Below are 26,749 nucleotides of genomic sequence, written 5' to 3'. Positions count from 1 at the left end.
ATGAGTGCTGTATGGGAAGCATTGCAACAGGTGATTCCGTTGGATCGTATTCAAAGGGATGCGATGTTAGCACCTTTCACGACTTTTCAAATAGGAGGACCTGCGGATCTACTTGTACTACCTCGTTCTATACAAGAATTGCAGGATTGCATGCGTGTATTACATACTCATAATATAGAACCTTTTGTGCTAGGCCTAGGATCTAATGTGTTGATTCAAGATGGAGGCATGCGTGGCGTCGTTCTTTGCTTGAAAGAATTGCAAGAGGAGCAACACCGCAACGGTACAACCATTACTATGAGCGCTGGGTATACTTTGAAAGAAGTATCCGAATACGCCCAACGTGAATGTTTAAGCGGCTTGGAATTTGCCATCGGTATTCCTGGTAGTTTGGGCGGCGCTGTATTCATGAATGCAGGTGCCTATGATGGAGAGATGGATCAAGTGGTAACCAGTGTAGATGCTGTAGATATGCAGGGGAACTTGCACCACTATAGCCGAGAAGAGTTACAGTTTGCCTATCGTCATAGCCGCTTCCACGAGAACCATGAAATCATCGTTCGTGTGACTATGGAATTACAGGAAGGAAATCCTGAGGATATCCAAGGACGGATGGATGATCTTACTGAAAAACGAGAGTCTAAACAACCATTGGAACATGCTAGCGCAGGATCTACCTTCAAGCGCCCACCGGGATATTATGCAGGAACTTTGATTGACCAAACAGGTTTGAAAGGGTTGTCCGTAGGACCTGCAGAGGTATCTACGAAGCATGCTGGATTTGTGGTCAATCGTGGAGGCGCTACAGCCAATGATGTGCTAGGTGTAATTCATGAGGTCCAAAAGCGGATTCATGCAGCTCATGGGGTGCAGTTGGAACCAGAGGTGCGCATTCTAGGGGAATCTCGTGAACCAATGGGTTCTGTTGTCGCCATTGTGAGAGCTCAAGAGACAGATATTCCAGCATTGTCTAACTTGTGTGCAGACACATTTAGAGAAACTTTCAGTCATGACAATACGGAAGAGGAGTTACAGGCTTTCTTTGATGAGGCTTATAACCATGATGTATTGAAACGTGAGTTGGACCATGACGAGAGCGAAACATATCTAGCTTACGTAGATGATGTGTTGGCAGGGTATTTGAAAATAAACTGGGGCGACGCACAAACAGAGCGTAAATTAGAGAATGCCTTTGAAGTGCAACGCCTGTATGTGCTCAAAGAGTACCATGGACAAGGTGTGGGTAAAGCCTTATTTGAAAAAGCTTTGCGCATCGCTGAATCTGGTAATTTTTCTTGGGCATGGTTGGGCGTTTGGGAGAAAAATTATAAAGCCCAACATTTTTATAAACGCTATGGGTTTGAAAAATTTGGAGAACACCAATTTGTTGTGACTCCAGAGAAGACAGATATCGATTGGTTGTTGAAGAAATCTTTGCGATAATCCTTGACATATCCATTGTATTTTGAGTATAATATTTCGGTAAGCAATTTGTACGGACTTCCACTAGCCCCGGAAGGTGGCAATTGCTTCTGTTAATACATTCTTGTTATTAGGAGGAAAGCAGCATGAAAACTACATTTATGGCCAATGCGAACAATATTGAACGCAAATGGTATGTTGTTGACGCTGAAGGTAAAACTTTAGGACGTCTTGCTGCCGAAGTTGCTAAAGTTCTTCGGGGCAAACATAAACCAACTTTTACACCACATGCAGACACTGGTGACCACGTTATCGTTGTGAACGCAGAAAAAGTTCGTGTAACAGGTAAAAAATTATTACAAAAAGAATATTTCCGTCATTCTGGTTATCCAGGCGGATCTCGTTTCACTACACTTGCTATGATGTTGGAAAAACATCCTGAGCGTGTAATCGAAATGGCAGTTAAAGGTATGCTTCCAAAAAATAAATTGGGTGCACAACAATACCGTAAATTGAATGTATACGCTGGCGCAGAGCATCCACATGCTGCTCAAAAACCAGAAGTTTTGGAATTAGATATCCGTTAATACCGGGAGGAGGAACATATAATGGCAGTAGCACAATACTACGGCACTGGTCGTAGAAAATCTTCCGTTGCTAGAGTTCGTCTGGTACCGGGTACAGGTAAAATCACTGTAAACAAACGCGAATTAAATGAATATTTCGGTCGTCAAACTCTTGAGTTGATTGTTAAACAACCATTGGTATTAACAAACACTTTAGAACAATACGACGTTGTGGCAACTGTAGCTGGTGGTGGCCCATCCGGTCAAGCTGGTGCAATTCGTCACGGTGTGTCTCGTGCATTATTAGAAGTTGATGGCGAACTTCGTCAAGGTCTTAAAAAGGCTGGCTTCTTGACTCGTGACCCACGTATGAAAGAACGTAAAAAATACGGTCTTAAAAAAGCTCGTAAAGCATCCCAATTCTCCAAACGTTAATTTGGCGATTACAGAACCCGGTACCCTTATGGTGCTGGGTTTTTTGTTACCTCTGGAGGATCTGTGTTAATAGAGAAAGGAATGATACTACATGGATAAACTACTAAGACTATTGGGAGTGGTAGCTGTGGCACTGATCATATGGTATTTGCCACATACGCCAGAAATTTCAGATCAAGGATGGCATTTATTAGCTATCTTTACAGCTACTATTGTGGGCTTTATACTACGACCATATCCCACTGGGGTAATGGCATTTATGGGATCTGCGGCGGCAGTAGCTACTAGTTCGATTAAGATGAATGAAGCGTTATTAGGCTATGCAGAGCCTAATGTATGGCTTATCGTATCCGCTATCTTCTTTTCTAGAGGGATCATTAACTCTGGATTAGGTCGACGCATTGCGTATACCTTAATTCATTGGTTCGGTACGAGTACCTTGCGTTTAGCCTATGCCTTGGCGATGACAGATTTAATTATTTCTCCCGCTACTCCATCTAATACAGCTCGTGGAGGTGGTATTATCTATCCTATCGTGCAAAATATTTCTATGGCCTTTGATTCGAGACCAGGAGAAACGGCACGTCGCATGGGAGCCTACCTAATGACTACGGCTCACACAGTAAATGCCTGTACAGTGACTGTATTCTTGACCGCTTGTAGTGGTAACTTGTTGATTACATCTTTAGGGGCAAAATTATTTGGCTACACTGTGACATGGTGGGAGTGGTTTTTAGCAGGAGCCTTGCCTGGTTTGCTCAGTATGGTTATCATGCCTTGGTTTATTTATAAGATTTACCCACCTGAAATCAAAGAAACACCAGAAGCTCCAGCTATGGCTCGTGAAGAGTTAGATAAACTAGGTCCGATCACGACGATGGAGAAAAAGGTAGCAGCTATCTTTGTGGGGGCAATTCTACTCTGGTCTACTACGACAATTACGGGTTTACATGCGACGGTCATTGCGATTATGGCCGTACTAGCCTGTGTCATTAGCGAATGTCTTACATGGGATGATATTTTGAAAGAAACCACAGGTTGGGATATTTTAATCTGGATGGGTACTCTAGTAGGTATGGCTGGATTACTTGGTAAATTAGGGGTTGTAGCTGTTTTTGCAAAATTCGTCAGCACTATGTTAGGTGGTATGTCTTGGGAGTGGGCGGCTTTGATTATTTCGTTAGTCTTTGTATACTCGCAGTATTTCTTCGCCAGCGGCACCGCTCGTATTACAGCTTTATTTTCTGCCTTTGCGTCTATCTTAATTGCCTTGGGAGCACCAATTCCTTATGCAATTTTAATGTTTGGCTTGATGAATAGCCCCGGCTGTACGTTGACACATTATAGCTCTGGGGTAACGCCAATCTTCTTTGGCAGTCACTACGTGCCACAAGTGACCTGGTGGAAAGTAGGATTTTATATTTCCGTATTGAATTATATCTTCCATTTCTTCTTTGGTAACCTAAGCATGAAGTTATTTGGAATCATCTAAGATAATGTATATAGGGAAATACTTCCAGTGTAGTCATCGTAGTGCATGAGTAGATGATTTCTTTGTAATGATGGTAGTATATGGCTTCATAGAAGTGATGGATGTCATATTCTGTATAATTAGAACTAGGACAGGTTTTACATTAGGTTGTACTGAAATGCTGTACGTGCATTTGGGTACAACCTTTTTTAGTTTTATGCTAAATGTGTGGGATGCTCATATACGAAGAGCCCTCACATTTGTTATGGTGGGGTTTTAGAGTTTGAAATTGATAATTGAAGAGTGAAGAAATTTAATTATAAACACTACTTTTGTCATAAGATGTAATAATAAAAGTAAATTATTATATTTTTAATAATGATACTTATTGAAAATACTCGGACTTTCATGTATAATAATGATAATGATAATGAAAGAAATATCCCTCCAAGAGGTACGTATGAAACTAGATAAACGAAAAGGCAAACGTTGGAAAATTGCCGAACATCAAAAAGAAATAGAATCTCAATTGACCTCTGGATTAGCAGTGCATCCTATTGTTTCTCATTTATTGGCAAACCGTGGGATTACCACTGTAGAAGAAGGTCGAACATTCTTATATAGCACAATGGATGATTTATTAGATCCTTTTATGTTAAAAGGAATGGCACAGGCTGTGGAAGAAATCGAAAGAGTCTTAGCCATGAATGGGTCCATTGTCATTTACGGAGATTATGATGTAGATGGTATTACGGCTACATCACTAATGTACCGATTTTTTTCGCGATTAGGAGCGAATGTAACTTATTATATTCCAGAGCGACAAAGTGAAGGATATGGTCTCAACTTAGAAGCTTTGGAATATTTGATTGCTCAAAAAACAGATTTAATTATTTCTGTAGATTGCGGTATTAGTTCCTATGATATTGTAGAAGCTGTGAGAGATCGCGTGTCTATGATTATTACAGACCATCATACATCACCGCCGCAAATACCAAGGGCTACAGCGGTGGTTAACCATAAACAGCCAGAGTGTCCCTATACAGATAAAAACTTATCTGGCGTAGGTGTGGCATTCAAAGTCTGCCAAGCTTTATGGAAGCGTCGTACTGGTGAAGAATATCGAGAAGACTTAGATATTGTAGCTTTGGGCACGGTTGCTGATGTAGTTCCCTTAGTGGGAGAAAATCGGATTATCGTCCGTGAAGGTTTGCGTAAGATGACAGAGTCTCCCAATGTAGGGATTCAAGCCTTAGTGCAAGTGGCCGGTTTAGAAGGAAAAGTACTATCTGCAGGCCATATTGGGTTTACCTTAGCACCAAGATTAAATGCAGCAGGACGGGTGACGCATGCGACACGAGCTGTAGAATTACTGATTACCACAGACCTAGTTGAGGCCATGGAAATTGCAGAAGAGTTGCAAGAAACAAATACGGAGCGACAACAGATTGAACGAGCTATTTTTGAAGAAGCGTATCAATCGGTATTAGCACAAGGAAGTTTGGCGGATCAATGTATTGTAGTGGCAGGCGAAGGCTGGCATCCTGGAGTTATCGGTATCGTTGCGTCCCGTTTGGTAGAAGCCTTTTATAAACCGACTATGGTGATTAGTATTCATGATGGAATTGGTAAAGGCTCCTGTCGTAGTATTGATCATTGTAATATGTATGATATGTTAACCTTTGCGGGAGATACATTAATACAGTTTGGTGGACATGCACAGGCGGCAGGATTTAGTGTACAAGCAGAGCATATTGATGCCTTACGTGAAAAAGCTAGTGAGTTTTGCCGTAAACAATTAACAGAAGAAGATTATATTCCCATTGTCACCGTTGATGGTGCTATGCATAGCGATGATATTAGCATTGAGTTAATTGATCAAATAGCTACTTTAGAGCCTTATGGTATGGGGAATAGTACGCCTGTGTTTGCACTTCCTAAGATTCGTGTGCAGAATCTGTACCCTATGGGATTTCAAAAAAATCATTGTAAAATTATCTTGCAAGGTCAACAGGGCCCCATTGATGCGGTGGCTTGGCAAGGGGCACATTATATGCAGGAAATCTTTGCAGATGACCCTGTAAAAGTAGCATTTTCTTTGCAGAAAAATGAATGGCAAGGCGTGGTGATGCCACAACTCATTGTGCAAGACTTGGAACCACTTTCACAACAAAGAGAACGACTAGAAGTAGATAGCTTACGCAAGATGTATACTGTGGTAAAACATATTTTCCGGTCTCCCACAGCACCAAAGTATATAGTGGAGCGAGAAGCGTTAGAGTGTAAGCCACAAGAAATGACTTCGCGAGAAGCAATCCTTGCTTTAGATGTATTTAAAGATTTAGGCATTCTAAAAGAGGAAGCATTGGATGATGGACGTCATGTATATCGCTGGGTGAATGTGCAACAAAAGTTGGAACTTCACACATCGTTGACGTTTATGACTTATAGTCAGGAGGGATCATAATGGTAAGTACTATAAGTACCCCTCAGGAGCATACATTTAATAAAGAACGAGAATATGGACAATTTATGGACCGTGTTCGGTCCTATTTACCAGAAGAAGACTGGCCAGTCATAGAGCGTGCGTTTGCACTGGCAGATAAAGCGCATGCTCCACAAAAACGGGCTTCTGGAGAACCGTATATCTTGCACCCTTTAGGGGTTGCCACCATATTGAGCGAACTACAAATTGATCGATCTACCTTGGTATCTGCTTTATTACATGATGTAGTGGAAGATACAGAGATAAGCTTAGAGGAAATAGAAGAACAATTTGGACCAGAAGTGGCATTCTTGGTAGATGGGGTTACAAAACTAAATCAATTTCAGTATCAAACAAAAGAAGAACAGCAAATTGAAAATTATCGAAAGATGATTTTGGCCATGGCAAAAGATGTGCGCGTAGTGGTCATCAAGCTAGGGGACCGATTACACAATATGCGTACCTTAAAGCATATGCGTCCTGATAAACAACAACGCATAGCCCAAGAAACATTAGAAATTTTTGCGCCATTGGCACATCGCTTAGGTATTTTTAATATTAAATGGGAACTAGAGGACTTATCGTTCCGCTATTTAGAACCAGAAAAATATTATGACCTAGTACAACAGATGAGTGAAAAACGACAAGCTCGTGAGGATATTGTAAATGATACTATGAATACTTTGAAAGATGCTTTGGAACATGCTCATATTAAAGCAGATGTAAAAGGTCGTCCCAAACACTTTTATAGTATTTATAAGAAAATGAAAAAGGACAATCGAGATTTATCTCAAATTTATGATTTGTATGCCGTTCGAGTCATCGTAGATACGATTCCAGATTGTTATGCCGTGCTAGGTACAGTACATAGTTTGTGGAAACCTTTGCCGTATCGCTTTAAAGATTACATTGCGATGCCGAAGTCGAATATGTATCAATCCTTGCATACCACAGTTATCGGTACAAAAGGTCAGCCTGTAGAAATTCAAATTCGTACTTGGGATATGCATCGTGTGTCTGAATATGGTGTAGCCGCCCATTGGCGATATAAGGAAGGTAATAAAGGGAAAGCAGAAGCTGATTTTGATGCAAAGGTAGGCTGGATTCGTCATGTTCTTGAGTGGCAAGATGCAAGCGATCCGAAAGAATTGCTTAACGCTTTGAAACTGGATGTCTTTACAGGGGAAGTATTCGTCTTTACCCCAAAAGGCGACGTTATGAAGTTACCGAAAGGCACAGTGCCACTGGATTTTGCGTATCGTGTTCATACCGATGTGGGGAATAAATGTGTAGGAGCCAAAATTAATGGCAAGATTGTTCCTTTGGATTATGAATTGCAAAATGGTGACATCGTTGAAATCGTCACTTCTAAAAATGGGAAACCACGGTTAGACTGGTTAAATATTGTCGGCTCTACAGAAAGTAAGACAAAGATTCGAAACTGGTTTAAGCGTGAAAATAAAGAAGAAAATATCGTCAAAGGTCGCGAACTATTAGAAAAAGAAGCGAAACGCTTAGGCTATGATTGGAAGGACTTAACAAAAAATGGTCGCCTAGAAAAGATTGGAAAATCTTTGAATGCTGGCGGCGAAGCTGAGCTGTACTCTGCCGTTGGATTTGGTGGACTTTCAGTGAATACAGTATTGCTCAGATTAGTGGACATTCATAAGCAGGAAGTCGCTAAGGAAGAGCAGCGAAAAGATACGATGGCTGTCATCGACCGTCTTAAAGTACATCAAGGAAAATCTAAGAAAAGTAGCAGTGGTGTTCTTGTAAAAGGTGAAGCTGGTGTGATGGTTCGTATGGCTCGTTGCTGTAATCCTGTACCAGGAGACGACATTATTGGCTATATTACGAGAGGCCGAGGCGTTTCTGTACATCGTGCAGATTGTACCAATATTGGTCATACCCCAGATGATTTGAATCGTATGATAGAAGTCGATTGGGAAGGAGCTACACAGGATCAATTCCAAGTAAGTGTGTCCGTGCATGCCTATGATCGCAGTGGTTTGTTAATGGAAGTGATGGCAGTCTTGTCAGAAATGAAAATTAACATTTCCAATATTAATGCGAAAACTGACGATGCAAAAGATGTAACGATCCATTTAATGCTAGACATTAAAGATTTGTCACAACTCGATTATGTGATGACGAAATTGCGCCGAGTGAAAGATGTATATTCAGTCCATCGAGGAGGGAAAGCATGAGAGCCGTTGTACAACGTGTGAGTTCTTCTTCGGTTACCGTAGATGAGTCTGTTATTGGTAGTACGAAGCAAGGTCTTTTAGTACTAGTAGGCGTAACAGATACGGATACAATAGAGGATGTACAATATATTTGTGAAAAGGTAAGCCACTTACGCATTTTTGAAGATGAACAGGATAAGATGAACCTATCCGTATTAGATGTAGGTGGTGAGGTGTGCGTAGTTTCGCAATTCACTCTCTACGGAGATGCGCGTAAGGGGCGTCGACCGAATTTTATGAAAGCAGCTCCACCAGAGATGGCAGAGCGCTTATATTTGGAGCTAGTAGAGGCTTTCAAAGGAAAAGGCTTAATCGTGAGTACAGGTCAATTTCAAGCTCATATGCAAGTAGCATTGGTCAATGATGGACCTGTGACGATTCTATTAGAGAGTAGTAAAGAGTTTTAATGGAGTTAAGAAATGAAGTTATATTATATGCCCTTAGGGGCGTATGGAACGAATTGTTACATTGCGCATAATGAAGCAGATAATACGTGCCTTGTAACTGATCCAGGCGACGAAGGAGAAAAGTTAAAAGAAATTCTAGATAGTCACGAATTTAAGGTGCAAGGTATTTTATTAACTCATGGGCACAGTGATCATATTGGAGCTGTAAAAACGTTGGTGGATGCGTACCATGTGCCAGTATATATTCACGAAGGCGATGCGGAATGTTTGACGAATCCAACGGTGAATTTGAGTGCTCATTCTGGTCGCTATATTACAGCAGAAGTAGATGATGTACGCTATGTAAAAGAGGGCGATACGATTTCCTTAGGTGACACTACCTTTACTGTGATTGAAACACCAGGTCATACACCAGGTGGAGTATGTTATTACACAGAGGGAACTTTACTGGCAGGGGATACCTTGTTCCAAGGGTCAATAGGCAGGACGGATTTTCCTAATGGAGATTTTGACGTATTAAGTAAGGGGATTAAAGAAAAGCTATATACATTGCCAGAAGATACAAAGGTCTATCCTGGACATGGACCAGAAACAACAATTGGCGATGAAAAGCAATTTAATCCATTTGTACGGTAGGTGATAGGATGGGAGATAAATCTATACAATATTGGCTACGCTGTATTTTACTGATTTTAGCGAGTATAGGTCTAACGATTGCATTACCGGTAGTGATTCCCTTAGTGATTGCTATTATTTTAACCTTGCTCTTATGGCCTTGGGTAAATATGACGCAACAATATATTCGAAAGTATTGGAAACAATGCCCACGATGGTTAGCTATTATTCCATCTTTCGTGGTAGTGGCACTCGTATCTACCGTGTTGGTTCGATATGTGATGGTACCAGTAATTAGTGAATTAACAAAATTATTAATTAACTTACCATATGTATTAGACCAATTTGTAGAAGTGGTAAAAGGATTACAAGGTATCGATGGTGAAAGTATCATACCACATCAATTTGAAGGTGTGATTAATTCAACTCTAGTTACGATTGGTAATTATGGAGTGGATTTAGCACAACGTGGTGTGCTTGCTATTGTTTCCTTTGCTAGTACCTTATTACAATTGTTATTAGTACCGATTTTAACATTTTATTTACTGAAAGATGGACGTAGTATTAAACGGGCTATATTAAATATTTTTTCCAGCCCTACTTCAGCTCATTTGGAAGACGTAGTGAATGATATTATTCGTACTTTAGGAGGATATTTACGGGGACAATTGCTATTAGCAAGTAATATGTTTTGCCTTACATTTATCGTATGCTATTGCTACGATTTGCCGTATCCTCTTGTATTAGCAGTATTAGCGGGTATCGCGGAGTGGATTCCTATCATTGGACCATTTATTAGTGCGGCGCCAGCCATTATTTTAGCCGCTGTTATTAGTGGTCCTCTAGCCGTAAAAGTTGCCATTACATATGGGATCTTGCAAGTGCTAGATGGACAAATTATTATGCCTAAGATTATGGGGCATGTTATTAATCTTCCCCCATTAGTTATTATTACAGCCATTTTTGTGGGAGGCTATTTCTTTGGGATGATCGGTATGATGACTGCCGTACCATTGACAGCTGTAGCACAAATTATAGCAAAACGGTTGTGGTATTTTAATAAATATTATAGTTTACAGAAAGAGGAACATCATGGATAAAGCAATGGAAGTACAAGCAACAATGGAAAAATTAAAAGAGCGTATTAAAGATAAAAAATATAAATTAACAACACAACGTCAAATTATCTTACAAACGTTTATTGAAGCAGAAGAGAAGCACTTAAGTGCAGAAGATGTGTATATTTTAGTGAAAAAGAACAATCCAGATATTGGTTTAGCTACGATTTACCGTACATTGGACTTATTCACTGAGTTAGACTTAGTGAAACGTTTGGATTTTGGTGATGGTCGTAATCGCTATGAATTAAATAGCGATGAATTATCTCATTTCCATCATCATTTGATTTGTGTTAAGTGTGGCTGTGTGAAAGAATTTGAAGATGATATGTTGGAAACATTAGAATCCATTATCGCTAAAAAATTGAACTTCCATACCACAGACCATCAATTAAAAGTATACGGTTTCTGTGGCGAATGTCATGAAAAGGCAAAACAAGCAGAATCTGAAAAAGAACATGCATAATACATATAGCTATGAAGGACCTATGGAGTTAGGTTCTGTCATAGCTCATCAATGTGGTGCAGTGGGATTGTTTTCATCGAAAGACAACCCTGACTTTATTATATATGTATCGGATATTAGGGAATCTGGCTCTAGTCCTTATGTACAAGGTCTATTTCCCATAGAGTATAGGCAAAATGAGTCTACTCCGAGTGTGTTAGTACAATTTGGGGATATTATCAGTGAACTAGAGGCAGATACTGATGGTACACAGTTGGTAGTACAGTTGTTCTGCCATACTAGAGTACAAGAAGAGCTATTGGAGACTGGTATACAGAGACCATCAGAGTTATACGCAGACTATCTTCATATATGGTCTATTTCTGGAAAAGACACTGTGGAAGGTCGGAAACTGATAGGCAGAGAAGTCTTATCAAAGCTTAGACGTATATTGGGTGTGAGGACTAGTTTATGGGGCACTTTAGTAGGCGTACGGCCTACTAAGTTGACCCATAAACTATGGGACTCCTTAGGTGATTTAGAGAAGGTTCGGCAAGAACTGGAAAGTATCCATAGTATTAGCCATGTGAAGTGGAAATTATTAGAGCAAGTGGCAGTACTGGAACGCCCGTATGTAGCACATGTACAACAATCTCCTAAGGAGATTAGTTTGTATAGTGGCATTCCTTTCTGTGAAACTCATTGCACCTATTGTTCCTTTCCCTATGGACTCATTCAGAACTATGGAAAGATACAGGACTTTGTGGATGTCTATCATCGTGATATAGAACACTTGAAAAGACTTGTTAAAACATATGGTTTAGAGGTACAATCGTTATACATGGGTGGAGGAACTCCAACCAGTTTAGGAGATGGAGACTTTCACCATATTGTGCATGCATTGGGAGATGTGATTCCAAAGGGCCGTGAGTTTACTGTAGAAGCCGGGCGTCCTGACTCATTGAATGCTAACAAGGTTCAATCTATTGTAGATGCGGGTGTTACTAGGATTAGCTTGAATCCCCAAACGATGCAGGATGATTTGTTGCGTATCATTGGCCGTGGTCATAGCGTTGCAGAATTTTTATCTATCTATGAGTATGTGGCGAGTCACACAAATTGTTCTATCAATATGGATTTTATTGCAGGATTACCACGTCAAACAGTAAAAAATATGGAAGAGAATGTGCAATACATTGAGCAGTTACGTCCTCATAATGTAACTGTCCATACATTAGCGTTGAAAAAAGGTAGTCCTTTATATGGGAGTAGCTTTGCCAAAGAGATTCCTTCTGAGGATATGGTCCAAACCATGTTAGATGAAACCCATGAAGCATTATTACAATTAGGATATATACCATACTATATGTATCGTCAACAATACATGGTGGGGCAAATGGAGAACATTGGCTACACCTTGCCAAACTATGAAAGCATTTATAATATACAAATGATAGAAGAACGTCAGCCCATACTTTCTATAGGACCAGGTAGTGTCTCTAAATGGATAGGTGGCAGTGATTTTAGACAACAAAAACAATACATGCCGAAAGATGTAGATACGTATATTCAAGATATACAACGACTATTAGAGAAACGCGATTTACTAAGTAATGAACATTGGAGGGACAGCTAGTGGCTATTCAAAAACCAAGAGGGACACAGGATTTATTGCCGAGTGTTCTTGGAAATTGGTACTATATTGAAAATACCATTCGTCGATTATGTAAGACCTATGGATTTGAAGAAGTTCGTACGCCTATGTTTGAAGAAACAGGCTTATTTTTACGCGGTATTGGGGAAACTACAGATATCGTACAAAAAGAAATGTATTCCTTTCCTACAGGAGATAAAAAAGATCAATCCTATACATTGCGTCCAGAAGGAACTGCTTCTGCGGTGCGTGCGTATTTAGAAAATAAAATTTATGGACAAGAATCGATTACAAAGTGGTTCTATATTGGCCCTATGTTCCGTCACGATAAGCCGCAAGCTGGTCGCTATCGTCAATTCCATCAATTTGGGGTAGAATTATTGGGTACACAAGCTCCAAGTGCTGATGCGGAATGTATCTCTTTGGTGTTGCAATTATTGCGTGACCTAGGTTTAAAAGATTTGAATGTAGAAGTAAACTCTGTAGGTTGTCCAACGTGTCGTCCTGCGTATAGAGAGAAACTAATTGCTTTCTTTGAACCAAAAAAAGAAGAACTATGTGAACTGTGTCAAAGCCGCTTATACAAGAATCCATTGCGTATCCTTGATTGTAAAGAAGAAAAGTGCCAACAATTGGCAGTAGGTGTTCCGGAGTTAAGTGATAATTTATGTGAAGAGTGTCAAGATCATTTCCATCATGTGAAAGAATACTTAACAGCAGCTGGCGAGAAATTCAGTTTAAATCCACGCTTGGTTCGTGGCTTAGACTATTACACGAAAACTGCTTTTGAAGTACAGTACACTCCATTGGGGTCTCAAAGTGCTGTTGCTGGTGGTGGTCGTTATGATGGTCTAGTAGAAGAACTAGATGGACCACATACACCTGCGGTAGGCTTTGCGATGGGTATGGAACGGTTATTGTTGGCTCTAGAAAAACAAGGCTTATTACCAGAACCAACACAAGAAGATTCCGTCTTCGTAGTGGCATTAGGAGAAATGGCACAAAAAGAGGCTTTCAGAATTACAAATACCCTGCGTAATGCCTATGTAAAAGCAGAAATGGAAGGTTCTGGTAAATCTATGAAGAGCCAAATGAAGTATGCTAACAAAATTAACGCAAAATATGTTATTATAATTGGTGATAATGAATTAGCTGAAGGTAAGGTCATCTTAAAATATATGGATACATCTGAACAAGAAACAGTATCCTTAGCTGAGATTACAAACCGTATAACTGAGTTAGTGAAAGGAAATTAGAATGGAAACTATGAAAGGTTTACACCGTACACATCATTGTGGAACTATCGGTGCAGAACAAGTAGGAACAGAAGTGGTTCTTTGCGGTTGGGTAGAGCGCCGTCGTGATCATGGTGGATTGATTTTTATTGATTTACGTGACCGCTCTGGGGTTGTGCAAATCGTGGCATCTCCTGATCATAATATGGAGTCCTTCCATAAAGCAGAAGATGTGCGTAATGAATATGTATTGTGCGTACGCGGTACAATTACAGAACGTGATGCAGCGGCTGTGAATCCTAATTTACCAACTGGTAAATATGAAATGTACTGTGAAGAGTTACGTGTATTGAATGCAGCGAAAACACCTCCATTCTATATTCAAGACAATATCGATGTAGATGAAAATATTCGTTTAAAATATCGCTATTTAGATCTTCGCCGTCCAGAAATGCAAGCAAACTTGATCTTGCGTCATAAAGTGACAAAAGCGATGCGCGATTTCTTTGACAACAATGGTTTCTTGGAAATTGAAACACCAATGTTGACAAAAAGTACACCAGAAGGAGCTCGTGACTACTTAGTTCCATCTCGTGTAAATCCTGGTACATTTTATGCATTGCCACAATCTCCACAAATTTTCAAACAAATTTTGATGGTTGCTGGCTATGAAAGATATTTCCAAATTGCTCGTTGTTTCCGTGATGAAGATTTACGTGCAGACCGTCAACCTGAATTTACACAATTGGACATCGAAATGAGCTTCATGAACCAAGAGCAAATCTTGAACATGCAAGAGCAAATGATTGCCCATGTATTTAAAGCGGCACAAGATGTGGAAATTCCATTACCAATGCCTCGCATGACTTGGGATGATGCGATGAATCAATATGGTTCTGATAAACCGGATATCCGTTTTGATATGAAGTTTACAGATGTAACTGACTGTGTGCAAGATACAGAGTTCAAAGTATTCCGCTCCGTTATCGACAATGGCGGTCAAGTAAAAGGTATCGTTGTAAAAGGTTATGCAGGTATTCCACGTCGTGAATTAGATGATTTGACAAACTTCGTAGGTATCTATGGTGCCAAAGGTTTGGCTTGGGCTTGTTTCAATGAAGATGGCACAATCAAATCTCAAATCATGAAATTCTTAGGTGAAGATACTATTCGTAACATCGGTGCAAAAATGAACGCAGAGCCAGGTGACTTGGTATTGATGATTGCGGACAAACCAGCTGTGGTTGCGAAAGCTCTTGGCGAATTACGTCTTGAAATGGGTAAACGCCGCGGATTAATTGATGAAAACAAATTGGCCTTCTTATGGGTAACTGATTTCCCTATGTTTGAATACGACGAGGAAGATAAACGCTTTGTGGCAATGCATCATCCGTTCACATCTCCACGTGAAGAGGATATGGACTTGTTAGCCACAGATCCAGGTGCTGTAAAAGCCATCGCTTACGACATGGTATTGAATGGTGTGGAAATCGGTGGTGGTTCCATCCGTATTTATCAATCTGATGTACAAGAAAAAGTATTCAATGCGATCGGCTTAAGCACAGAAGAAAGTCGTTCTAAATTTGGCTTTATGTTAGATGCCTTTGAATACGGTGCTCCTCCACATGGTGGTTGTGCTTTTGGCTTAGACCGTTTGGTAATGTTGATGGCGAAACGTCAATCCATCCGTGACGTGATTGCATTCCCTAAAACACAAAGTGCATCCGACTTGATGAGCCAAGCTCCATCTGAGGTAGCTCCAAAACAATTGCGTGAATTACATATCAAAACAGATGTGGCAAAAGAAAAATTAGTATAATCGAATTTGTCCAATAGAAAATTGATATACTTTTAAGGAAAGGGACGGTGTATTTCTTCTTGAAATGACCGTTCCTTTCTGCTATACTATGAGTAAAGAAATTCCTGCTATGTGCGTGTTATATCGCAGTTTTGAGCCAACATTTTAACTTAGGGATTCTCACTCTTGTAAGGGCGCTCTGCCTCTACGAGGACTGTAATCTTACAAGGAGGAAACCCACCTGCCCTTGCAGGATCAAAACACGGTATGGATACGGCATAGTGGGGCCTTTATAACCGCCTTATGGTGGTTTATTTTTTTTGCATTAATAAGAACATATAGACTATATAACTGGATGCATGTATAATAATGTACAGATAATATTTGTTGTAACATCAGGTTTCTACAAGTTTGTTGCTCAACGTGATTTTGTAAACTATACAGGAATTGTTAGATAAGGCTACTAAGAAGGAAGCTCGGGCATCAACTATGTATAAGTATATATGTATGTACTACTGCATGCACGGTAGTAGTTATCAATATATGATGGTAAATATAGGGAGGTGTAAGGATGAATTTGTTTGAGAATATGGAACCAGTAGATCCATTTGAACCCTTGGCGGTCCGCATGCGACCACGTTCATTGGACCATTTCTTTGGACAAGAACAAGTAGTAGGGCCTGGAACATTTCTTCGCTCTATGATTGAAGAAGATAAGGTACCCTCTTTATTGCTATATGGGCCATCTGGAACAGGTAAGACTACGTTAGCCAAAATCATTTCGGAGCTAACTAGTAGTCGTTTTGTTATGCTTAATGCGACCAATGTGGGGATTGGTGAACTTCGAAGCACTATTGAAGAAGCGATGCGTATTCGTACATCTTTGCACCAGAGGACAATTTTATTCTTAGATGAAATTCATCGCTTCAATAAAAGTCAGCAAGATGTATTGTTGCCTTCAGTGGAAAGTGGTCAAATCATTTTAATTGGTGCCACCACTGAGAATCCTTTTTTTGAAGTGAATCGACCTCTTTTATCTCGATTGCGCTTGCTTACCCTAGAGCGATTAGATGCTACGGCATTAATGGCAATCTTACGTCGTGCTTTAACAGATGAAGAGTATGGTCTAGGTAAGAAAGCACTGATTGTGACAGACGATCTATTAGAGGATATAGGCCGCTTTGTAGATGGAGATGCCCGTATGGCTCTAAATATTCTGGAGCAAGTGGGGGCTATGGTTCGATCTGGTGGAGAAATTACCATAGAAATTATAGAAAAAGTACTAGGTCGACGAGTGTATCGGTATGATAAGAAGGGGAATAATCACTATGATGTAATTTCTGCTTTCATTAAAAGTATGCGTGGCTCTGATCCAGATGCGGTGTTATATTATTTAGCTCGTATGATTGAGGCAGGAGAGGATCCTGTATTTATTGCTAGACGCATTGTTATTTGTGCAGCAGAAGATGTAGGACTAGCAGATCCACAAGCCTTGGTAGTGGCAAATGCAGCGGCCCAAGCATCTCATATGGTGGGTCTACCAGAGGCGCGCATTATATTATCAGAGGCTGCTGTATATGTAGCTTTAGCACCTAAGAGCAATAGTGCCTACCTAGGAATTGATGCAGCTATCCATGCGGTGCGCCATAAGGAGCAAGGTGAGGTGCCGAAACATTTACGAGATGCTCATTATGGAGGTGCTAAACAATTAGGACATGGAGTTGGCTATCGCTATGCACAGGATTATCCTAATGGTTATGTGGAGCAACAGTATTTACCAGATACCTTAGTAGGTGAGACATTCTATACCCCTTTAGAACGGGGTTGTGAAGGGGAAATTGTGAAAGCTTGGAAAACACGTAAAGGATAAGGTTATTTTCTTGTGAGAAGGCTCAGCTTTGAGAATATTCGATATACTTTCATAGGTGAAAATGGTATAATAAAGTGCTAAGGTATATGATAGAAACAGAGTTTTGGAGTGGAAGATGGTAGAGGAAAAGAAAGGTAAGGCCCCAAGAAGGGGACAAAAGATACAATCGAAACGTTCTACGCCTCTTAAAGAAGATAAACGAGGTAGCACTAGGGGAACTAAAGCACAGCCTAAGGGAATTCGCACTGAGGTGAAAGGCTTACTTCTCATGTGTTTTGCTATATTAGCACTTGTAGGTATGGCCGGCATTGAACTGGGAGCCTTAGGAAGTATTATCAGTGGTATTTTCTCTTATGGTTTTGGCCTAGGTGGTTGGGTTGTAGCTATATGGGTTCTATACAATGGCTGGTGCTGGCTTTATAAAGGGGCATTGGCATCAATTACAAGAAAAGGATTGCTATATACAGCGTTATTGCTAGTTGTATTAGTGCAACTGGTACTGTGGAATGTCGATAATGGAGATGAATTAGGAACTACAACATTAGCAAATAATGGCGGTGTACTAGGTGGTTTATTAGGAGTTTTTTTAAGAAACTTATTAGGGAATATTGGCGGCATTTTAGTGACATCTATTTTGGGCCTTGCTTGTGTATTGGGGATTACAAAATTATCTCTTCGTGAAGGCTTGCATAAAGCGAAGGATAAGGCTAGTGTGGGTCTCGAAATAGCGCAAGAAAAAGCAACAGAAACAGCTAGTGCCATTCGTGAACAAGTACATGAATGGCGTGAAGAACGTCGTAAGGCCTATGATCGTGAAAAAGATACGAGGTATCCTAAAATAGAAGAGGATATGTTTGATACAGAATTGGAATCTGATGTTGATGTAATTACTGAAAAAACTGGTGCTGAATCTGCTGAAAAAGCGATTGAAGAAGTTCAGAGAACACAGGTATCAAACCTAGAAGAAACGGTACACTCCACACCAGTGGAAGAAGTAATCGCTTCTAATGCACAGAAGGAAGCAGATTTTAATGAAATGGAAGAATATGATACTACACATAACCATATTCCAGAGCCAGAACTACTTGAAGATGAGATAGTGACTAGTACTTCTATGGTGGAGACACTAGAGGATTCTCTAGTGGTAGATCGAGCAGAGGAACCTATCACAGACGATGCTTCTTTGCAGGATATAGGGGAAGATAGGGAGACCACAGATGTGGACAAAGACTCTTATGTACCAGAAGAGTCTATAAATTTAGAACCTATAAAACCTCCATCATTTTTGCAAACTACTAATTATGTAGGATCCTTGGTAGAAGTACCAACCATTGAAACTACGAAAGAAGATACTGCAGCAGTAGCTGTGAACACGGATGGCGTGGCGCGTCCTAGGACGATAGAAAAGCCTTATCAATATCCTCCGTTGACGATGCTTTCACAGGGAAAATCTAATCCTGTAACCAGTGAAGAAGTGGCTCATAATGCAGTCTTGCTAGAAGAAACATTAGATAATTTTGGTATTACAGCAAAAGTGGTGAATGCCACCCAAGGTCCAACGGTAACACGTTATGAATTAGAACCTGCGAAAGGGACAAAAGTAAGCCGAATTATGGGTTTACAAGATGATTTAAAAATGAGCTTGGCAGCCGTTGATATTCGTATGGAAGCACCTATACCAGGAAAGTCTGCAGTAGGCATTGAAATTCCTAATAAAAATGTGTCTGCTGTTCATTTACGAGATGTATTGGACTGTGAAGAGTTCCAACAAGCGAGTGGTGGTATTCCGGTAGGACTTGGTAAAGATATTGCAGACATGCCGGTTATTACGGACTTGGCTAAAATGCCACATCTATTGGTGGCTGGATCCACGGGGTCTGGTAAATCTGTTTGTGTCAATACATTGATCTCTAGCATCTTGTTTAGTCGTAAGCCAGATGAAGTGAAACTGATTTTGGTGGACCCTAAAATGGTAGAGTTATCCGTGTATAACGGTATTCCACACTTGATGTTGCCAGTGGTAACAGATATGAATAAAGCAGCTGCTGTATTACGATGGGCAGTTCGTGAAATGGATGCCCGCTATATGACATTAGCCACAGCAGGCGTGCGTAATGTGGCTAGCTATAATAAGCAAAATCCAACCAAATCGATGCCTCTCATTTTAATTATTATCGATGAGTTAGCTGATTTGATGATGACTAATCCAGATGTGGAAGAATCCATTGACCGATTAGCCGCAAAAGCACGTGCCGCAGGGATTCATATGGTATTGGCAACGCAACGTCCATCGGTGGATGTGATTACAGGTAAAATTAAAGCCAATGTACCGAGTCGTATTGCTTTCACAGTGGCTACTCAAATTGATTCTCGCACCATTCTGGACCAAGCAGGAGCAGAACGCCTATTAGGTCGTGGCGATATGTTATTTAATCCTATAGGAGCGAATAAACCAATTCGTATTCAAGGGGCCTTCATTTCTGATGAAGAAGTGGAAGAATTGATTGCTTTTGTCAAAGGGCAAGGTCAGCCAGAATATGATGAAGTGATGATGGCAGAAACCGATAAAGGTGCTGAAAGTTCTGATGCCGTCAGCAGTGATGAGGAACAAGATGAATTGTTGGAACGAGCTGTACAAATTGTACTAGAACAACGTAGTGCGTCAGCCTCTATTTTGCAACGTAGATTGCGAGTTGGTTTTTCTAGAGCCGGTCGTTTAATTGATACCATGCAAGATATGAAAATTATTGGACCTCCTACGAATAGTAGTAAAGGTCGCGATATTTTAATGGGAGAAGATCAAATTCGAGAATTATATTTCCCAAATTTTACAGTAGATTAGAGTAGTGTGCCATTTGCGTTATGTAGATGGCACCTATATGTATAGGAGGTTCTATGGCATCGATTGGCGAAGAACTTAGACGTGAGCGTCAACGACGCGGCTTAACATTAGAACAAATTGAAGATGTATTACATATAAAAGTAGCTTACCTACATGCCTTAGAGCATGATGAGTTTAGACGTATACCGGGAAGTGTGTACACGAAAGGGTTCATCAAAAATTATAGTGAACTACTGGGCTTAGATAGTCGTCGATTGGTAGATACTTTCAAAAATAGAATGGGCGAATCCTTGACAATTCCCAAACGCAGAATGGTGTTAAAAGAACAAGATAAAAATGATACGTTTCGAGAACAGGAGTTGATTGAGGCGCCGAAACAACGGTTAACCTATGAAAGTCGCAAGGCAAAACGACAAAAAACGATGATGATAGAACGATTTGTAGTAGGTGGTATTTTGCTACTCATCATTCTGTTTTTAGGTTGGCTATTTTTCGTGTAATACAGTTTAAGGAATACTATGAAAGAACAATATTTAATTACTACAAAAGCAGAAATGGACGAACGAGGGTGGGCTGAACTTGATTTTGTCATTATCAGCGGAGATGCCTATGTGGATCATCCTTCTTTTGCACCTACTGTGATTGGTAGATTATTAGAGTCCTATGGATATCGGGTAGGTATCATAGCTCAACCAGATTGGAATGATGTAAACGCCTTTAAGGTCTTAGGAAAGCCTAGATTGGCGTCCTTGGTGACAGCAGGCAATTTAGATAGTATGCTCAATAAATTTACAGCAGCCAAGAAACATCGTCGTGATGATGGGTATTCTCCAGGAGGAGAATCTGGACGTCGCCCAGACCGAGCTACGGTGGTATATGCCAATCGTATGCGAGAGGCTTTCAAAGGGGTTCCTGTTGTCATTGGCGGCATTGAAGCGAGTTTGCGACGGTTTGCCCATTATGACTATTGGTCAGATACGGTACGTCGTTCTATATTGATGGATAGTAAGGCAGATGTTCTTATCTATGGTATGGGAGAAAAACAAATTCGTGAAATCGCCGAAGCCTTGGATAGAGATCAATTAGAAAAACGGTTACCAATGATTAAAGGGATTTGTTATATTGCTAACACAGTGCCAGAGAATGCCATTGAATGTCCATCTTACGAAGCGATATCAGCAGATAAAGAAGTTTTTGCCAAAGCTTTTAAGATGCAATTTGATGAGCAAGATCCATACTATGGGAAAACAGTGGTGCAAGGGCATGGCAATCGCTATATTGTGCAGAATAGTCCAGCCTTACCATTAACACAAGAAGAAATGGACCATGTCTATAGTTTACCTTATACGAGAAAATGGCATCCTATGTATGATGCAGCCGGCGGAGTACCTGCTTTAACGGAAGTGCAATTTAGTATTACTAGCCATCGTGGCTGTTTTGGTAGTTGTTCTTTCTGTGCTATTACAAGTCATCAAGGGCGAATTATTCAAAATCGTAGTCATCAGTCCATCTTAGACGAGGCTCACCGTATGACGGCTATGGATGGATTTAAAGGCTATATTCATGATGTAGGGGGGCCTACGGCAAACTTTCGTCATGTTGCTTGTGATAAGCAGTTGAAAGTAGGTGCTTGTAAGGGGAAAACATGTGCTGCGCCCAAAGCATGTCCTCAATTAAACACAAATCATGATGACTATGTGAGCATTTTGCGAAAAGTACGTAACATAAAAGGTGTAAAAAAAGTATTTGTTCGATCTGGCTTACGGTATGACTATGTATTGGATGATAATAACAAAGACTTCGTTCGAGAATTGTGCGAACATCACGTAAGTGGTCAACTAAAAGTAGCTCCTGAACATGTGTCGGAGCATGTAACGACTATCATGGGGAAAGCCAATAAAAGTTACTTCTTAAAATTCAAATCATGGTTTGATGAGGCGAATCGCAAATTAGGTAAACAACAATTTTTGGTGCCTTATTTTATGAGCTCTCATCCAGGCTGTACCCTAGAAGATGCTATTGAATTGGCAGAATTTTTGCGAGATCAAAATATGACTCCAGAACAGGTACAAGATTTTATCCCTACTCCAGGTAGCTTATCGACTGCCATGTATTATACAGGTATCAATCCCCTTACAGGTGAGTCTGTATATGTGGCTAAAAAAGGCAGAGATAAAGCTATGCAACGGGCTTTGATGCAATATAAACGAGAAGAAAATTACGACTTAGTAAAAGAAGCTTTAATCAAAGCGAATCGCAGAGATTTAATCGGATTTGGACCATTATGCTTGATTCCTCCGCGCAATATAAAACGAAATACTCCAAAAACTAATGGTGGTAAATCTTCAGTTAAAGGTGGAGTAAAACTAGCAGGTAGAAGACGAGGACCTATACAAGGGGGACAACGTGCAAATAGTGGTTCTAAAATTGGTATAGGAAATCAAAAAAATAAAGGAATGAAAAAAAGGAATTTTGGTTAGGTATCTCTAATAGGTAAAGGAGGTGAATCTATGAAACGGTTACGATTGCTCATGGTGTACTTACTGGTAGTGGTAGGCATCTTCAGTGTAGGATTGTGGCTCAATGATATGAAGCAAGAACAAGTGGATCGACGTGTGATTTCTACAAGAGCAGAAATTACTATCTATACAGATGGAGACCCTGAAGTCATGACAGCGATAGGTCAGGCTTACGAAAGAGAGGCACAAGTAAGAGTGCATGTTATCCCTATACCGCCGAACCAAATGGGTACGCGTCTAGCATTGCCAGAGGCAGAGCAGCAGGGGGATCTTGTGATTTCTACAAAATCCAATCTCAGTGAAGGGGTTGAACATGGAGCCTTTCGTAGATTGCCGGTTACCTTAACCCATATGGTAGATACGGTATTTCATGGTCCAGATGAGCAGTGGGTAGGGATATGGTATGATCCTTATGTATTCGCCTTACATGATAGTTTCTATAGTAGTCAGGGGAAATATGTAAATACTTGGTTTTCTTTAGCTTATGCCGGTCCGTGGCGTATAGCGGTCACCGACTTTGTAGCCGATGCAGCGTCGATTACCTTATTGAATAGTTTTGGTGCTATCTATGGTTTGGATGGTGCAATCTCCTATTTTGATAGTTTGCGACCACGGATTGTGCAGTATGCAAAAGCTTTGCCATCTTCAGTGCGCATGGCGGCTATTGGAGATGTACAGATCAGTGTAGGACATTATTCAGATGCCAAATTGTATGAGGCTCATAAATATCCTTTGACCATCTTATATCCTAGGGAGGGAACTCCGTATGATATGATGGGCGTAGGGATTTTGAAAGGTTCCAGTAATATTGGTGAAAGTGAAGCTTTTGTGAGCTGGCTACTTTCAGAACGGGTACAAGCCGTATTGAAAGAGGCAGATATGTATTATTTGCCGACCATAGAAACGGTGGAGTCTCAGAAGGACCGCCAAGGCAATCACCTTGTATTATGGAATGCAGGGATTGTAAAAGAAGAGCAAGATAAAATATTACAAGAATGGATACGACAAGTGCGTTTTAGAAAGGATACACCATGAGTAAGTTGTTAGGTTATATTAGTTTAGGTTGCGCCAAGAATTTGGTGGATACAGAGGTGATGCTAGGAGCTTTACAAGATAATGGCTATGAAATCACAGAGGAGCTGGAAAAGGCGGACATCATTATTATCAATACCTGCACATTTATCGAGAAAGCAAAAGAAGAATCGATTAATACCATATTAGAGGCGGGTCAATATAAGCAATATGGAGACTGCAAAGGCCTTATCGTGGCAGGCTGTTTAAGTCAGCAATATCAAGAAGAATTGTTTACCGAAATTCCAGAAATTGATGCACTTATTGGTACCGGATCTTGGAATCGTATTATGGAAGCCGTGGAGGCTATTCAAAATGGTCAACGTATTTGTATTATGGATAGCATGACAAATATGTATGATGAAGGTATGCCACGGATGATGACCACACCGGACTACAGTGCATATGTAAAAATTTCTGAAGGATGCAATAATGGTTGTACTTTCTGTATCATTCCAAAAGTACGTGGGGCCTATCGTAGTCGTTCCATGGAGTCCATTGAACGAGAAGTACAACAGCTAGCAGAAGCAGGCGTGAAAGAAGTGGTATTAATTGCACAAGATACTACCTACTATGGGGCTGATTTGAACGATGGTACGCCATTACTTTCAGAGTTGTTGAAACGATTGGCAAAAATTGAAGGCATCGAATGGATTCGCATGTTGTACTTATATCCAAAACACTTCTCTGATGAATTGTTAGAAACAATCATGACAGAACCAAAGGTATGTAAATATATCGATATGCCACTACAGCATATTAACAATACTGTGTTACAACGCATGAATCGTAAAGATACACGGGAAAATATTGTAGCCTTGTTGCATAAAATTCGTAATCGCAGTGAGCATATTACACTGCGCACATCCCTTATCGTAGGGTTCCCTGGGGAAACAGAAGAACAATTCCAAGAATTGGCAGATTTTGTAAAAGACATCCGATTTGATCACATGGGGGTATTTACGTATTCCCAAGAGGATGGTACACCAGCAGGAATGATGGATGAGCAAATCCCAGAGGAAGTGAAAGAAGAACGATACCATACATTGATGGCCATTCAAGCACAAGTTTCAGAGGAGCATAATCGTGACTTGGAGGGAACGATTCATCAAGGTATGATAGAATCTATCGATGAAGTGGAACCGGGAAAATTCCTAGCCCGTGGTCGTCTACAAATGCAGGCTCCCGATGTGGATGGTAATATGTATGTAGAAGATGTAACAGGACTGTCTGAAGGCGATATTGTGACGGTAAAAGTATCACAAGGTTTTGCCTATGACGTGGTAGTAGAAACTGTATAGGATGGTGATAGCATGATCGTAGAATTAATCTCTACAGGATCAGAATTATTACTAGGACATATTGTCAATACAAATGTAAAATGGCTTAGCGAAGAACTGAACAATCGGGGATACTCTGTATCATACCAAACGACGGTAGGTGACAATCCGGAACGTATGAAAGAAGTATTTCAACGAGCAGGGGAACGAGCCGATATTGTGATAAGCTCTGGAGGCTTAGGAGCTACCCAAGGAGATATTACTCGAAAAGCTTTGGCAGATGCCTTGGGATTGCCTTTGGTATTTCACGAAGAAGCAGGTCGTGAGGTAGATTCCTTTTATGAGAACCAAGGTCGGGTAAAACCTTACGAATCTGACCGAGATCGGTATTTACCAGAAGGGGCACAGGTACTACATAATCCAGTAGGGGTAGCACCAGCAGTAGTAGTGGAACAGGATAAGACGGTATATATCTTATTACCAGGCCCTCCATCAGAATTACAAGGAACATTTCAAGAAAGCGTCAGCCCCTTTTTAGAACAACGTTTTGGACAGCAAGGGGTGATTTATTCTGAACGGTATGCTGTGTATGGATATCGTGAAATGCAATTAGAGAGTTTATTACAAGACTTGATTCAAAACCAGCAGAACCCAACCATAGCACTACTGATTAAATCAGGATACATTGAAATTCGCTTAACTGCCAAAGGAGAGTCAAAAGCAGACTGTCAGGAAAAACTAGGCCCATGGAGGTCTATCCTCTTAGAACGCTTGGAAAATATCCGTAGTTTAGATACATCGGTGTTGGAAAACTTTCACAAGGTAGCGCTAGAAGCAGGTATTACCATAGGAACTGCTGAATCCTGTACAGGAGGTCTAGTAGGAAAAACATTGACTGATTTAGGTGGTAGCAGTGGCTATTATCAAGGCGGTATTATTTCCTATGCGAATTCGGTGAAAGAACAAGTATTAGGTGTATCATCAGATACATTGGCAACACATGGTGCTGTCAGTGAAGAAACAGCTACAGAAATGGTAGAAGGTGTATTTCGTGTATTGCGTACAGACTATGCCATTGCTACCACAGGGATAGCCGGTCCAGGCGGTGGTAGTCAGGAAAAACCAGTGGGTCTTGTGTATATTGGTATTGGCACGCCGAAAGGTATTACTGTACATAAAGAGATATTTATAGGGGATCGTGTTAGTATCCGTAATAGTGTAGCGGAACGAGCGATTCAATATGTATATAAAGAATTAATAGAAAGGTAGA

At 40.5% G+C, this 26,749-nt stretch carries 20 protein-coding genes, 1 other RNA gene and 1 pseudogene; all 22 read left to right on the top strand.

The features are described 5' to 3' along the window. A pseudogene (murB, locus tag EO119_RS08205) lies at positions 1–903 on the top strand (UDP-N-acetylmuramate dehydrogenase); the annotation flags it as partial. 12 nt (positions 904–915) lie between these two features. Then, positions 916–1,443 (top strand): N-acetyltransferase, encoded by a 528-nt coding sequence (locus EO119_RS08200; RefSeq protein WP_231723389.1) that lies wholly within the window; start codon positions 916–918, stop codon positions 1,441–1,443. A 125-nt stretch (positions 1,444–1,568) separates the two neighbouring features. Then, positions 1,569–2,009, top strand: coding sequence for a 50S ribosomal protein L13 (gene rplM, locus EO119_RS02565; protein ID WP_009352918.1), 441 nt, complete (start codon positions 1,569–1,571; stop codon positions 2,007–2,009). A 21-nt stretch (positions 2,010–2,030) separates the two neighbouring features. Beyond that, complete coding sequence (gene rpsI / locus EO119_RS02560; protein WP_009352806.1) at positions 2,031–2,423, top strand: 30S ribosomal protein S9; 393 nt, start codon at positions 2,031–2,033, stop codon at positions 2,421–2,423. Between the two features lie 91 nt (positions 2,424–2,514). Further along, on the top strand, positions 2,515–3,915 hold the full coding sequence (locus tag EO119_RS02555; protein ID WP_126940562.1) for a DASS family sodium-coupled anion symporter: 1,401 nt from the start codon (positions 2,515–2,517) through the stop codon (positions 3,913–3,915). A gap of 439 nt (positions 3,916–4,354) precedes the next feature. After that, a complete protein-coding gene (gene recJ, locus EO119_RS02550; RefSeq protein ID WP_126940561.1) occupies positions 4,355–6,361 on the top strand; it encodes a single-stranded-DNA-specific exonuclease RecJ in 2,007 nt (668 codons plus the stop codon). Positions 6,362–6,426: 65 nt separating this feature from the next. Then, complete coding sequence (locus EO119_RS02545) at positions 6,427–8,586, top strand: bifunctional (p)ppGpp synthetase/guanosine-3',5'-bis(diphosphate) 3'-pyrophosphohydrolase (protein ID WP_370447308.1); 2,160 nt, start codon at positions 6,427–6,429, stop codon at positions 8,584–8,586. Continuing rightward, positions 8,583–9,032: a D-aminoacyl-tRNA deacylase gene (gene dtd, locus EO119_RS02540; RefSeq protein ID WP_009352832.1), complete on the top strand. Its 450-nt coding sequence runs from the start codon at positions 8,583–8,585 to the stop codon at positions 9,030–9,032. The genes EO119_RS02545 and dtd overlap by 4 nt, the downstream gene beginning before the upstream one ends. A 12-nt stretch (positions 9,033–9,044) precedes the next feature. Next, entirely contained in the window at positions 9,045–9,668 is a 624-nt protein-coding gene (locus EO119_RS02535; RefSeq protein ID WP_009353002.1) for an MBL fold metallo-hydrolase, read from the top strand. Positions 9,669–9,676: 8 nt separating this feature from the next. After that, a complete protein-coding gene (locus EO119_RS02530) occupies positions 9,677–10,747 on the top strand; it encodes an AI-2E family transporter (RefSeq protein ID WP_126940559.1) in 1,071 nt (356 codons plus the stop codon). After that, positions 10,740–11,231, top strand: a complete 492-nt coding sequence (locus EO119_RS02525; RefSeq protein WP_009352981.1) for a Fur family transcriptional regulator — start codon at positions 10,740–10,742, stop codon at positions 11,229–11,231. The genes EO119_RS02530 and EO119_RS02525 overlap by 8 nt, the downstream gene beginning before the upstream one ends. 22 nt (positions 11,232–11,253) lie before the next feature. Next, positions 11,254–12,846, top strand: a complete 1,593-nt coding sequence (hemZ, locus tag EO119_RS02520) for a coproporphyrinogen dehydrogenase HemZ (RefSeq protein WP_126940557.1) — start codon at positions 11,254–11,256, stop codon at positions 12,844–12,846. Then, on the top strand, positions 12,846–14,120 hold the full coding sequence (gene hisS, locus EO119_RS02515) for a histidine--tRNA ligase (RefSeq protein ID WP_009352959.1): 1,275 nt from the start codon (positions 12,846–12,848) through the stop codon (positions 14,118–14,120). The genes hemZ and hisS overlap by 1 nt, the downstream gene beginning before the upstream one ends. Position 14,121: 1 nt before the next feature. After that, on the top strand, positions 14,122–15,918 hold the full coding sequence (gene aspS / locus EO119_RS02510) for an aspartate--tRNA ligase (RefSeq protein ID WP_126940556.1): 1,797 nt from the start codon (positions 14,122–14,124) through the stop codon (positions 15,916–15,918). 98 nt (positions 15,919–16,016) lie between these two features. Further along, positions 16,017–16,189, top strand: a non-coding RNA gene (gene ssrS / locus EO119_RS02505) — 6S RNA. Positions 16,190–16,468: 279 nt separating this feature from the next. Further along, the gene (locus EO119_RS02500) at positions 16,469–17,767 is read left to right on the top strand and encodes a replication-associated recombination protein A (RefSeq protein ID WP_126940554.1); all 1,299 of its coding nucleotides are present in this window, start codon (positions 16,469–16,471) and stop codon (positions 17,765–17,767) included. 115 nt (positions 17,768–17,882) lie between these two features. Beyond that, positions 17,883–20,609, top strand: a complete 2,727-nt coding sequence (locus tag EO119_RS02495; protein WP_126940553.1) for a DNA translocase FtsK — start codon at positions 17,883–17,885, stop codon at positions 20,607–20,609. Between the two features lie 53 nt (positions 20,610–20,662). Then, positions 20,663–21,109: a helix-turn-helix transcriptional regulator gene (locus EO119_RS02490; RefSeq protein ID WP_126940552.1), complete on the top strand. Its 447-nt coding sequence runs from the start codon at positions 20,663–20,665 to the stop codon at positions 21,107–21,109. A gap of 18 nt (positions 21,110–21,127) precedes the next feature. Continuing rightward, positions 21,128–23,089, top strand: a complete 1,962-nt coding sequence (locus tag EO119_RS02485) for a YgiQ family radical SAM protein (RefSeq protein ID WP_126940551.1) — start codon at positions 21,128–21,130, stop codon at positions 23,087–23,089. Positions 23,090–23,119: 30 nt separating this feature from the next. Beyond that, positions 23,120–24,163 (top strand): ABC transporter substrate-binding protein, encoded by a 1,044-nt coding sequence (locus tag EO119_RS02480; protein WP_126940550.1) that lies wholly within the window; start codon positions 23,120–23,122, stop codon positions 24,161–24,163. Continuing rightward, positions 24,160–25,500, top strand: a complete 1,341-nt coding sequence (gene rimO / locus EO119_RS02475) for a 30S ribosomal protein S12 methylthiotransferase RimO (RefSeq protein WP_126940549.1) — start codon at positions 24,160–24,162, stop codon at positions 25,498–25,500. Before EO119_RS02480 ends, rimO begins: the two co-directional genes overlap by 4 nt. A gap of 12 nt (positions 25,501–25,512) precedes the next feature. Beyond that, positions 25,513–26,748 (top strand): competence/damage-inducible protein A, encoded by a 1,236-nt coding sequence (locus EO119_RS02470; RefSeq protein WP_126940548.1) that lies wholly within the window; start codon positions 25,513–25,515, stop codon positions 26,746–26,748. Position 26,749 lies beyond the last annotated feature (1 nt).

This window comes from Veillonella sp. CNR 79/14, assembly GCF_003992185.1.
Classification (GTDB): Bacteria; Bacillota; Negativicutes; order Veillonellales; family Veillonellaceae; genus F0422.
This window is presented reverse-complemented; position numbering and strand designations above follow the sequence as displayed.

What these genes read in the sequence shown, in the direction of transcription:
- EO119_RS08200 (WP_231723389.1), top strand. Translation starts at nt 916, where the DNA reads ATGGGTTCTGTTGTCGCCATTGTGAGAGCTCAAGAGACAGATATTCCA.
- rplM (WP_009352918.1), top strand. Translation starts at nt 1,569, where the DNA reads ATGAAAACTACATTTATGGCCAATGCGAACAATATTGAACGCAAATGG.
- rpsI (WP_009352806.1), top strand. Translation starts at nt 2,031, where the DNA reads ATGGCAGTAGCACAATACTACGGCACTGGTCGTAGAAAATCTTCCGTT.
- EO119_RS02555 (WP_126940562.1), top strand. Translation starts at nt 2,515, where the DNA reads ATGGATAAACTACTAAGACTATTGGGAGTGGTAGCTGTGGCACTGATC.
- recJ (WP_126940561.1), top strand. Translation starts at nt 4,355, where the DNA reads ATGAAACTAGATAAACGAAAAGGCAAACGTTGGAAAATTGCCGAACAT.
- EO119_RS02545 (WP_370447308.1), top strand. Translation starts at nt 6,427, where the DNA reads ATGGACCGTGTTCGGTCCTATTTACCAGAAGAAGACTGGCCAGTCATA.
- dtd (WP_009352832.1), top strand. Translation starts at nt 8,583, where the DNA reads ATGAGAGCCGTTGTACAACGTGTGAGTTCTTCTTCGGTTACCGTAGAT.
- EO119_RS02535 (WP_009353002.1), top strand. Translation starts at nt 9,045, where the DNA reads ATGAAGTTATATTATATGCCCTTAGGGGCGTATGGAACGAATTGTTAC.
- EO119_RS02530 (WP_126940559.1), top strand. Translation starts at nt 9,677, where the DNA reads ATGGGAGATAAATCTATACAATATTGGCTACGCTGTATTTTACTGATT.
- EO119_RS02525 (WP_009352981.1), top strand. Translation starts at nt 10,740, where the DNA reads ATGGATAAAGCAATGGAAGTACAAGCAACAATGGAAAAATTAAAAGAG.
- hemZ (WP_126940557.1), top strand. Translation starts at nt 11,254, where the DNA reads ATGGAGTTAGGTTCTGTCATAGCTCATCAATGTGGTGCAGTGGGATTG.
- aspS (WP_126940556.1), top strand. Translation starts at nt 14,122, where the DNA reads ATGGAAACTATGAAAGGTTTACACCGTACACATCATTGTGGAACTATC.
- EO119_RS02500 (WP_126940554.1), top strand. Translation starts at nt 16,469, where the DNA reads ATGAATTTGTTTGAGAATATGGAACCAGTAGATCCATTTGAACCCTTG.
- EO119_RS02495 (WP_126940553.1), top strand. Translation starts at nt 17,883, where the DNA reads ATGGTAGAGGAAAAGAAAGGTAAGGCCCCAAGAAGGGGACAAAAGATA.
- EO119_RS02490 (WP_126940552.1), top strand. Translation starts at nt 20,663, where the DNA reads ATGGCATCGATTGGCGAAGAACTTAGACGTGAGCGTCAACGACGCGGC.
- EO119_RS02485 (WP_126940551.1), top strand. Translation starts at nt 21,128, where the DNA reads ATGAAAGAACAATATTTAATTACTACAAAAGCAGAAATGGACGAACGA.
- EO119_RS02480 (WP_126940550.1), top strand. Translation starts at nt 23,120, where the DNA reads ATGAAACGGTTACGATTGCTCATGGTGTACTTACTGGTAGTGGTAGGC.
- rimO (WP_126940549.1), top strand. Translation starts at nt 24,160, where the DNA reads ATGAGTAAGTTGTTAGGTTATATTAGTTTAGGTTGCGCCAAGAATTTG.
- EO119_RS02470 (WP_126940548.1), top strand. Translation starts at nt 25,513, where the DNA reads ATGATCGTAGAATTAATCTCTACAGGATCAGAATTATTACTAGGACAT.